Here is a 9829-nt window from a genome sequence, read left to right as displayed (position 1 = left end):
CGGGCGCGGCGGGGGTGGAGCGAAACGAGGCCGACCCGTCGGTGATGGTTCTCACGTGCTGATGCTCCGCTTTCCTCGTGCGTCGGGGTGCGTCGGGACCGTCATGCGTCGGGGTCGAACGTGACCGGGAGCCCGGCGAACTCCTCGCCCGTCGGGGGGATCTCCAGGGCGGCCAGCGAGAAGCGCATGACCTCGTTGAACACCGGCCCGCAGACCTCGCTGCCGGTATAGGCGCCCTCGGTGGGGTTCTGGACGGCGCAGTACACGGTGAGGCGGGGCTCGTCGGCGGGGGCGAAGCCGGCGAAGGACGAGGTGTAGCCGTCGTAGACGCCGGTCTCCGGGTCCACCCGGTTGGAGGTCCCGGTCTTGCCCGCGACGCGGTAGCCGGGGATACGGGCGGCGCTGCCGGTGCCCTCCTCGTCGACGACGACGGTCTCCAGCATGCGGGTGACGTCCTCGGCCGTCTCCTCGCTCACCACCCGTTCGCGCTCCGGCGCGGGCGCCGGCTCGTACTGGCCGTCGGCCCCGGTGGCGCCGCGGACCAGGCTGGGGGTGACGCGTTCCCCGCCGTTCGCGATGGTGGAGTAGACGGAGGCGGCCTGGACGGCGTTGACGGACAGGCCCTGGCCGAAGGGGATCGTGTACTGCTGGCTGGAGTTCCAGTCCTCCGGGTCGGCCAGGATACCGGCGGTCTCGCCGGGGAAGCCGAGCCCGGTGGGCCGGCCGAAGCCGAAGGCACCGAGGTAGGAGTGCAGGATCTCGTTGGCCTCGGCCTGGGTGTCGCCCAGCTCCTCGGCGGCGAGGATGGTGCCGATGTTGCTGGAGTGGGCCAGGACGCCCGCGAGGGTCAGGTACAGCGTCTCGTGGTTCACGTGGTCGGCGAAGCTGCGGTCGGCGCGCGGCAGCCGGTTGGGCACGGTCACGTGGGTGCCCGTGGTGGCGGCCTGCTCCTCCAGGACGGCGGCCATGGTGATGACCTTGCTGGTGGAGCCCAGCTCGTAGGCGTCTTCGAGCGCCGGGTTGCCGAGGCCGGAGGCGTCGGCGGAGGCGATGTCGTTGGGGTCGTAGCCGGGGGCGCTCGCCAGGGCCAGGATCTCGCCGGTGACGGTGTCCTGCACGACGACGTAGCCGCTGTCGGCCTCGGACGCCTCGACCTGCTCGGCGATGGCGTTCTGGGCGGCCCACTGCACGTCGCGGTCCAGGGTCAGCTCGATGTCGAGGCCGGGGACGGCCGGCTGCTCCTCCTCGCCCGCCGTCGGCACGCGCCGCCCGCCGGACTGGGCGTACCTGATCTCGCCGTCCTCGCCGCGCAGTTGCTCCTCAAGCTGCGCCTCAAGGCCGCCGCCGCCCTGCCCCTCGGCGTTGACGAAGCCGAGGACGGAGGCGGCCAGCTCGTCGTTGGGGTAGCTGCGCTTGGGGTTCTCCACGGCGAAGACACCGGAGAGCACCTGCTGCCCCGTGCCCTTGGCGGCCTGCTCGGCCAGGTTGGCGCGGACGTCCTGGATCTGCCGCCAGGTCTGCGGGGTCTGCTGGCGGGCGAGCAGGGCGTAACGGGACTCGGGGTCGTCCAGGAGCGCGGCCAGCTCCGCCTCGTCGCGGCCGAGGATGGGTGCGAGAAGGGCGGCGGCCCGTTCGGGGGCGTCGGGGATACCGGACTCCGCCTCGCTGAAGAGGAGGGGGTCGGCGGTGATGTCGTAGGCGTCGACGGTGGTGGCGAGCGCCTGGCCGTTGCGGTCGGTGATGTCGCCGCGCTCGGCAGACAGTTCGACGGTGACGTAACGGTTGAGGGCCGCCTGCTCGGTGTACGAGTCGGCGCCGACGGCCTGGACCTGGAGCAGGCGGATACCGAAGGCCAGCATGACCAGAGTCAGGGCGAGGCCGACCAGACGCAGGCGGGGCCGGGGGCTGCCCAGGCGCAGCGGGCCGCCGTCGGGCTTGGGGCGCCGGGGGCTCGGGGGCTTCTGGCTGCTCATGGGATCTCCCCTGGGCCAGGCGCGGGCGGCGCGGGCGGCGTCACGGGCTCGTCGGTGCCGTCCGCCGGAGCGGTGGGCGCGGGCGTGGGCTCCGGCGCGTGCCCCGGCTCGGGGGCGACGTACGCGCCCGGCGCCTGGGGGGCGCCCGTGCCGGAGGGAGCGCCGGGCTCCTCCGGCGTGAGCGCAGGCTCCGGCGTGGGCGCGGGGCCGTCCGCGGGGCCCGACTGGGGGGCGACGGGCCCCTCGGGGATCTCGGTGCCCCCGTCCTCGGTCTCCTCGGCCTCGGGGCTGGGCGCGGGCGCGGGCTCGGCGTCGCCGAGCACCGAGCCGTCGGGGTCGATGAACGCGGGCGGGCCGCCGGGCACGAGGCCGAGTTCGCGGGCGCGTTCCGCGAGCGCGTCGGGGGCGGAGTAGCCGTCGACCTCGGCCTGGAGCTGCTGTTGCTGGTCGGTCAGCTCCTTCTGCTCGCGGCGCAGCTCACTCAGCTCGAAGGAGCCCTGGTTCAGTGAGGCGTTGAGGAACAGCAGGCCGAGCATCCCGGCGCCGAGGAGCACGACGACCAGCAGCACGAACGGGGTGCGGGCGGCCGAGGAGCCGCGGGCGGGGCCCAGGCCGGTCAGCCGGGCCAGGCGGCCGGGCGCGCCGGCCGCGGGGGGACGCTGCGAGCGGCTCATGTGACGGCCTCCCGGATGCGCTCCGCCGCGCGCAGCCGGGCGGGGGCGGCGCGCTTGTTGTCGGCGACCTCCTGCTCGTCCGGCACTTCCGCGCCGCGGGTCAGCAGCCGCAGGCGCGGCTGGTACTCCTCGGGCACGACCGGCAGGCCGGGCGGCGCGGTGTTCGCCGCGCCCTCGGCCAGGGTGCGCTTGACGAGCCGGTCCTCCAGGGAGTGGTAGGAGAGGACGGCGATGCGCCCGCCGACCGCAAGGGCGGCGACGGCGGCGGGCAGGGCACGCCCGAGGACGGCGAGTTCGCCGTTGACCTCGATGCGCAGGGCCTGGAACGTGCGCTTGGCAGGGTTGCCGCCGGTCCGCATGGCCGCCTGCGGCAGGGCTTCGCGGATCAGGGCGACCAGGCGGGCGCTGGAGGTGATGGGCTGCCGGGCACGTTCGGCGACGACCGCTGCGACGATGCGGCGGGCGAACCGTTCCTCTCCATAGGTCCGCAGCACCCGGACCAGCTCGCCCGGCGCGTAGGTGTTGAGGACGTCGGCGGCGCTCGGCCCGGTGGTCTGGTCCATCCGCATATCGAGGGGGGCGTCCCTGGCATAGGCAAATCCGCGGCCGGACTCGTCCAGCTGCATCGAGGAGACGCCCAGGTCGAACAGCACGGCGGCCACGCGGGTGAGACCGAGGTCCGTGAGCACGGACGGGAGTTCGTCGTAGACCGCGTGCACCAGCGTGGCCCGGTCGCCGTGCGGGGCCAGGCGCTCCCCCGCCAGCCGCAGCGCCTCCGGGTCGCGGTCGAGCCCGATCAGGCGGGCCGAGGGGAAGGCGGCGAGCAGCGCCTCGCCGTGCCCGCCGAGGCCGAGGGTGCAGTCGACCACGACCGGCTCCGGCCCGCGCAGCGCCGGGCCCAGCACGTCCAGGCAGCGCTGGAGCATCACGGGGCGGTGCCGGACTTCCGGCGGCCGGTCGTTGCTGGTCGTCATGTGCCTTCCGGGGGGAGGTGAGACAGGTGACGGGCGAAGACGGCGGCCTGGTGCACGCCTCCCAGTGCGCGTCACACTAGCCCACCTGTTTCCGCGGTCAATCACTGAGGTTCGTCGGGTGCGGCGTTTCGGGCTAACGCGGCAGCCCGCCGCTTTGCTGTGACCCGCATCACCCAACTCGGCGAGACGGGCGCACAGGGGTCGTATTAACGTCGCAGATATGACGGACGCGGTCACTGACCAGCTCATCGAGGCCAACAAGCGCTACGCCGGCGGATTCACCGACCCGGGAATGGACGCCAGGCCGGTACGCAAGGTTGCCGTGGTGGCGTGCATGGACGCGAGGCTCGACCTGCACGCGGCCCTCGGACTCTCCCTGGGCGACTGCCACACCATACGCAATGCGGGAGGCGTGGTGACCGACGACGTCATCCGCTCCCTGACGATCAGTCAGCGCCAGCTTGGCACGAGGACGGTCGTCCTGATACACCACACGGGCTGCGGGCTGCTCGGTCTCACCGAGAACTTCCGGCACGAGCTGGAACTCGAAGTCGGCCAGAAACCGAACTGGGCGGTCGAGTCGTTCACGGATCTGGACCAGGATGTGCGGCAGTCCATGGCCCGCGTGCGCACCTCGCCTTTCCTCCCGCACACTGAGGACGTACGCGGCTTTGTGTTCGATGTAACGACCGGTCTGCTCCGTGAGATCCACCTGGCGGACTCCCCGGCCCCGTGACGTGCGTCCCCCGGGTGTGAAGAATGCTCGGGGGGAGCAACCGTCCGGGGCGGATTCGGTGTCCCGGTTATCTGTGCAGCCCGTGCCACACGTCGGACCGGGCATGGGATGAGGGGCCGAGGAGGGCCGGGTGACGACCTATGAGGAGCAGTCCAAGCTCACCGATCTGAGCGCCACCGCGGAGCAGGTGCGCCGCGCGGTGGAGAGCGTGATCGAGGGCAAGCCGGAGGTCGTGCGGCTCTCGCTGACAGTTCTGCTGGCCGGGGGGCACCTGCTGCTCGAGGACGTTCCCGGCGTGGGAAAGACGATGCTGGCGAAGGCCCTGGCGAGGTCCGTCGACTGCTCGGTGCAGCGCATCCAGTTCACGCCGGATCTGCTGCCTTCCGACATCACCGGGATCAGCATTTACGACCAGGAGCGCAAGGAGTTCGAGTTCAAGCCGGGCGCGGTGTTCGCCCAGATCGTCATCGGCGACGAGATCAACCGCGCCTCGCCCAAGACGCAGTCGGCGCTGCTCGAGGCCATGGAGGAGCGGCAGGTTTCGGCCGATGGCCGCACGTACGAGCTGCCCAACCCGTTCATGGTGATCGCCACGCAGAACCCGGTGGAGATGGAGGGGACCTACCCGTTGCCGGAGGCACAGCGGGACCGGTTCATGGCGCGGGTGTCCGTCGGGTACCCGAGCCCCGACGCGGAGCTGCGGATGCTCCAGGCGCACGGCGGCTTCTCGCCGCTGGAGTCGCTCCAGCCCGCGGCCCACGCGCACGACATCGTCAAGCTGATCGAGGCGGTGCGCGAGATCCACGTGTCGGACTCGGTGCGGCGCTACGCCGTGGACGTGACCGCCGCCACGCGCACCCACCCGGAGCTGCGGCTCGGGGCCTCGCCGCGCGCCACGCTGCACCTGGTGCGCGCGGCGAAGGCCGCCGCGGCGCTGGCCGGGCGCGGCTTCGTGCTGCCGGACGACATCCAGCAGCTCGCGGTGCCCGTCCTCGCCCACCGGCTGCTGCCCAGCGCGCAGGCCCAGCTGAACCGGCACACCACCGAGCAGTTCGTCGCCGAGATCCTGCGCCGCACGTCGGTGCCCGACCCGTACGCGGCGCAGCGTCTGCGGGGCGCTTGATGGCGGCGGCCGGTCCCACGCCGGGCGGCGAGGACGACCGCGGCCCGCTGCGGGCGGCGTTCAGCGGGCTGACCACCCGGGGCCGGTCGTTCCTGGCCGCGGGCGCCGCCGCCGCGGTGTGCGCCTACGTGCTCGGACAGCCCGACCTGCTGCGGGTGGGCATGCTGCTGGCCGCGCTGCCGGTGCTGTGCGTGCTGGTGCTGCACCGCACCCGCAGCCGGGTCGCCGCGGCGCGGCGGCTGACGCCGGCCCGGGTGCCGGCCGGGTCCGAGGCGCGGGTCCACCTGCGCGTGGAGAATGTGGCGCGCATCCCCAGCGGGCTGCTGCTCCTCCAGGACCGGGTGCCGTACGTGCTGGGCCCGCGGCCGCGGTTCGTGCTGGACCGCATCGAGCCGGGCGGGCGCCGGGAGGTCACCTACCGGGTGCGTTCCGACCAGCGCGGGAGCTATCCGCTGGGGCCGCTCCAGCTGCGGCTGGCGGACCCGTTCGGGATGGTGGAGCTGAGCCGGTCGTTCAACGCGTACGACGTGATGACGGTCCTGCCGCGGATCGAGGCGCTGCCGCCGATACGTCTGGGTGGTGACAGCAAGGGGCACGGCGAGGGTTCGCAGCGCACGATCGCGGTGGCGGGCGACGACGACATCATTCCCCGCGACTACCGGCACGGCGACGATCTGCGGCGCGTGCACTGGCGGTCGACCGCGCACCGCGGCGCGCTGATGGTGCGGCGCGAGGAGCAGCCGCTGCGGGCGCGCTGCACCGTGCTGCTGGACACCAGGCGCGGCGGGTATGTCGGCGGCGGCCCGGATTCCCCGTTCGAACGCGCGGTCTCGGGCGCGGCCTCGGTGGTGTCGCACCTGGCGGGCCAGGGCTACGAGGTGCGGCTGGTGACGGACACCGGGCTGCTGCTGCCGGGGCCCGGTGGTCAGGGCGCCGACGCGGCGGAGACGACCGGACTGATCATGGACGCGCTCGCGGTGGTCGACCACTCGCCCGGCCAGGACTTCACGGACGCCGCGAGCGCGGTGCGGGGCGGGGAGGGCGGGCTGCTGATCGCGTTCACCGGCACGGTGGGCCGGCGGGAGGCGGCGGCGCTCGGCGCGCTGCGGCAGCGCGCGAACGCCGCGGTGGCCTTCGTCGCGGCCGGCCAGTTGGACCCGGCCTTCGAGGCGGACCGGCTGCGCGGCCTCCTGGGTGCGGGCTGGACCGCGCTGGCGCACCCTCCGGGGGTGCCGCTGGGCCGGCTGTGGCAGCAGGCCGCCCTGGAGCTGTCGGCCGCGGGCCGAGGGCCGTACTGAACGACCGGATTGAGCCGGATGAGGTGGACGGGCGGATGAACGGCCGGATGGACGGCACCATACGGATGGCGGTCGCCGCGTGGCTGGCGACGCTGGCCGCGGCCGGCGCGCTGCTGCCGCTGATCGACGGGACGGACTGGCTGGTGCAGGTGGCGGTCCTGCTGGCCGTGCAGACCGGCATCGGGGCCCTGCTGCGCGGCCGTGGCATGCCCGTCGCCGGGGTCTTCGCCGTTCAGGTGCTGGCCTCGCTGGTGATGCTGACGATCGTCAGCGCGCGGGATCACGCGGTCGGCGGGCTGCTGCCGGGGCCGACGGCGTTCGACGAGTTCGGGCGGCTGCTCACGGCCGGCGCCGACGACATCGGCCGTTACGTGGCACCGGCGCCTGCGACCGACGGAATCCGCCTGATGATCTTCGGCGGTGTCCTGCTCATCGGGCTGCTCGTGGACCTGCTGGCCGTACCGATGCGCAGCGCCGCCGCAGCCGGACTCCCGCTGCTCGCCCTGTACTCGGTGGCCGCTGGGGTCGCCCAGGAGGACGGCGGCTGGCCGTACTTCCTCGCGGCCGCGGCCGGCTATCTGGTGCTGCTGCTCGCGGAGGGGCGCGAACGGCTGGGCCGCTGGGGCCGCTTCCTGTCCGGCCCCGGGCACGGCCGGGCGATGACGCCGCACGACCGGGCGCTGGCCGCCGGACCGCGGGCGCGGGCGGGGCGCCGCATCGGTGCGCTGACGCTGGGCATCGCGGTGCTGGCGCCCGCACTGCTGCCCTCGCTCGGCGAGGGCCTCCTCGACCTGGACGGGAGCGGCGGCTCCGGCGGCGGCGGCCGCGGGCAGCTCACCGCGGTCAACCCGGTGGTCTCCCTCCAGGACCAGCTGAACCGGCCGCAGAACCAGGAGGTCCTCACCTACGTCACGAACAGCCCCGCCGCCTCGGACATGTACCTGCGGCTGGTCGCGCTGGACACGTTCGACGGCGAGGAGTGGACTTCCGCTGGCTGGATCGAGAACCGGCTGCCCGAGACGCCGTGGCCGGTGCCGGGGCTGGCGCCGGACGTGCCGAGGACGGAAGTGGTCACCACCATCGAGGCGTCGGACTCGTACGCGCAGTCCTCGCTGCCCGTTCCGTATCCGGCGCAGTGGATCGAGACCGGGCAGGGCTGGCTGTTCGACCGCGGCTCGCAGACGCTGGCCTCGGACGACAACGACCTGACCACCAGGGGCGCGACGTACGACGTGGGACACCTGCTGGTGGAGCCGACGGCGGAGCAGCTGGCGAACGCCCCGGCGCCCCCGCAGGACTGGGCCACGTACTTCACCCGGCTCCCGGAGGACCTCCCCCCTGCGGTCGGGTCCACGGCGGCCGAGGTGACACGGGAGGCGGGCAACGACTACGAGCGGGCCGTCGCGCTGCAGAACTGGTTCACGCAGGAGGGCGGCTTCCGCTACGACACCTCGGTCGACGCGGGCAGCGACGCCGACGCCATCGTCAACTTCCTGTCCCGGCGTGAAGGATTCTGCGTCCACTTCGCCTTCACCATGGCGACGATGGCCCGCACGCTCGACATCCCCGCGCAGGTCGTTGTCGGCTTCACGCCGGGCACCCGGCAGGCCGACGGCTCCTTCCAGGTCGGCACCCACAACGCCCACGCCTGGCCCGAGCTGTACTTCGAGGGCGTGGGCTGGGTCCGCTTCGAGCCGACCCCGGGGCAGGGCAACGCGCCGGAGTACACCAGGCCGGAGCTGGAGCGCCCCGAGCCGGACCCGACCGAACGGCCGGAGGCGTCGGAGCCCACGCCGACACAGCCGGAGCCGAACACGCCCTCCGAGGCGCCGGAGACCTGCACGCCGGGCGAGGAGGGCTGCGGGGAGCCGCCGCGGCTGCCGGAGAGCGACGAGGACGAGGCCGGATTCCCCGTCTGGCCGCTGCTGTGGACCGGCGGCGGGCTGCTGGTGGCGCTGGCGCTCGCGGGGCCGCTGCTGTGGCGCTCGCGGGCCAGGTCCCGGCGGCTGACGGCGGAGGCCGGGACGCTCGCCGCCTGGCGCGAGCTGAACGACACGGCCTGGGACTACGGGATAGAGCCGCAGCCCTGGGAGACGCCGCGGCAGGCGGCGGAACGGGTCGTGCGGGTGGCCGAGCTGGCGGACGAGTCGGCCGCGGCCGTGCGCCGGGTGGCCTCGGCCGTCGAGGAGGAGCTGTACGCGCCGCGCACGTCGCTGCCGCGGCGGAGCCTGGCCCACGACGTGCAGGCGGCGGCCGGAGCGCTGCGCGCCGGGTCGGGGCGCTGGGCGCGGCTGCGGGCGCTGCTGCTGCCGCGTTCCGCCATGCGGGTGATGCACCTGGCGGCCGAGCGCAGGACCGCGGCCGGGCAGCGGCTGCGGGCGCGGCTGGCCCGGCTGGCCACCCGCCGTACGTGACGGTAGGAGTACACGGCGGCCCGAGCCGGCCGCGGGAACGGCGAGGGCCCCCGGTGATTCCGGGGGCCCTCGTGGCGGTAAGCCGATTCTCGAATGTCTCGGAAAAACGTCCGAAGCCTTAGTCGCCTTAGTCGTCCCGCTCGTCGCGGCGCCGCTGCCAGCGGTCCTCGATGCGGTTCATCATGGAGCGGCGCTGCTTCTGGGCGCGGGGCTGGCGGCCGCGGGAAGAACCCGCACTCCGCTGCTGCCCCTGGCCCTGTGCCGGTGCCCTGCGCCAGCCCGTCACCGCCACGACGGCGCAGCCGAGCATGACGAGGAAGCCCACCACGCTCAGCGCGATGAACTGGGTGACCATGCCCCCCATGAGCAGGCCGATACCGACCAGGAAGCCGGCAATGGCCTGGTAGACCCGCTTGCGCGTGAAGGTGCGCAGCTCGGTCCCCTCAAGCGCTGTCGCGAATTTGGGATCTTCGGCGTACAGCGCTCGCTCCATTTGCTCGAGCATGCGCTGCTCGTGGTCCGAGAGCGGCACGGGGTCCTCCTACTCGTCGGTCGCGGTGCGACCCGATCCGACTCTTCAAGGATAGGCAGGGAAGTCTCCCTGTGAAACCCACCCCTGTACGCCAATTTCGCCCAC

Annotated in this window: 8 protein-coding genes; 4 read left to right on the top strand and 4 right to left on the bottom strand. The window is 73.6% G+C overall.

The window, feature by feature from the left end:
• Nucleotides 1-101: 101 nt before the first annotated feature.
• From STBA_RS28725 to rsmH, 3 genes are read right to left on the bottom strand one after another with little or no spacing between them, the layout of a single operon-like run.
• On the bottom strand, nucleotides 102-1973 hold the full coding sequence (locus STBA_RS28725) for a penicillin-binding protein 2 (RefSeq protein ID WP_077061973.1): 1872 nt from the start codon (nucleotides 1971-1973) through the stop codon (nucleotides 102-104).
• Complete coding sequence (locus tag STBA_RS38435; RefSeq protein ID WP_077061972.1) at nucleotides 1970-2647, bottom strand: septum formation initiator family protein; 678 nt, start codon at nucleotides 2645-2647, stop codon at nucleotides 1970-1972. Before STBA_RS38435 ends, STBA_RS28725 begins: the two co-directional genes overlap by 4 nt.
• On the bottom strand, nucleotides 2644-3621 hold the full coding sequence (gene rsmH / locus STBA_RS28715; RefSeq protein WP_077061971.1) for a 16S rRNA (cytosine(1402)-N(4))-methyltransferase RsmH: 978 nt from the start codon (nucleotides 3619-3621) through the stop codon (nucleotides 2644-2646). The genes STBA_RS38435 and rsmH overlap by 4 nt, the downstream gene beginning before the upstream one ends.
• A gap of 220 nt (nucleotides 3622-3841) precedes the next feature.
• Here rsmH and STBA_RS28710 point away from each other — a divergent pair, with 220 nt between their 5' ends.
• The 4 genes from STBA_RS28710 to STBA_RS28695 all read left to right on the top strand — a co-directional run bounded on the left by STBA_RS28710 (nucleotide 3842) and on the right by STBA_RS28695 (nucleotide 9192).
• Nucleotides 3842-4357, top strand: a complete 516-nt coding sequence (locus STBA_RS28710; RefSeq protein WP_077061970.1) for a carbonic anhydrase — start codon at nucleotides 3842-3844, stop codon at nucleotides 4355-4357.
• Nucleotides 4358-4487: 130 nt separating this feature from the next.
• Nucleotides 4488-5480, top strand: coding sequence for a MoxR family ATPase (locus STBA_RS28705; protein WP_077061969.1), 993 nt, complete (start codon nucleotides 4488-4490; stop codon nucleotides 5478-5480).
• Nucleotides 5480-6778, top strand: coding sequence for a DUF58 domain-containing protein (locus tag STBA_RS28700; RefSeq protein WP_077061968.1), 1299 nt, complete (start codon nucleotides 5480-5482; stop codon nucleotides 6776-6778). The genes STBA_RS28705 and STBA_RS28700 overlap by 1 nt, the downstream gene beginning before the upstream one ends.
• A gap of 47 nt (nucleotides 6779-6825) precedes the next feature.
• Nucleotides 6826-9192 (top strand): DUF3488 and transglutaminase-like domain-containing protein, encoded by a 2367-nt coding sequence (locus STBA_RS28695; protein WP_077063676.1) that lies wholly within the window; start codon nucleotides 6826-6828, stop codon nucleotides 9190-9192.
• Nucleotides 9193-9319: 127 nt separating this feature from the next.
• Here STBA_RS28695 and STBA_RS28690 read toward each other — a convergent pair whose 3' ends face one another.
• Nucleotides 9320-9724, bottom strand: a complete 405-nt coding sequence (locus tag STBA_RS28690; protein WP_077061967.1) for a DUF3040 domain-containing protein — start codon at nucleotides 9722-9724, stop codon at nucleotides 9320-9322.
• Nucleotides 9725-9829 lie beyond the last annotated feature (105 nt).

The organism is Streptomyces sp. MP131-18 (genome assembly GCF_001984575.1).
Lineage (GTDB): Bacteria > Actinomycetota > Actinomycetes > Streptomycetales > Streptomycetaceae > Streptomyces > Streptomyces johnsoniae.
The sequence above is the reverse complement of the archived record's forward strand: the minus strand, read 5'-3'. Positions and strand labels throughout refer to the sequence as shown.

Excerpts from the sequence above, each read along its gene's own strand:
- STBA_RS28700 (WP_077061968.1), top strand. The coding sequence starts at position 5,480 with ATGGCGGCGGCCGGTCCCACGCCGGGCGGCGAGGACGACCGCGGCCCG.
- STBA_RS28725 (WP_077061973.1), bottom strand. The coding sequence starts at position 1,973 with ATGAGCAGCCAGAAGCCCCCGAGCCCCCGGCGCCCCAAGCCCGACGGC.
- STBA_RS38435 (WP_077061972.1), bottom strand. The coding sequence starts at position 2,647 with ATGAGCCGCTCGCAGCGTCCCCCCGCGGCCGGCGCGCCCGGCCGCCTG.
- STBA_RS28710 (WP_077061970.1), top strand. The coding sequence starts at position 3,842 with ATGACGGACGCGGTCACTGACCAGCTCATCGAGGCCAACAAGCGCTAC.
- rsmH (WP_077061971.1), bottom strand. The coding sequence starts at position 3,621 with ATGACGACCAGCAACGACCGGCCGCCGGAAGTCCGGCACCGCCCCGTG.
- STBA_RS28695 (WP_077063676.1), top strand. The coding sequence starts at position 6,826 with ATGGACGGCACCATACGGATGGCGGTCGCCGCGTGGCTGGCGACGCTG.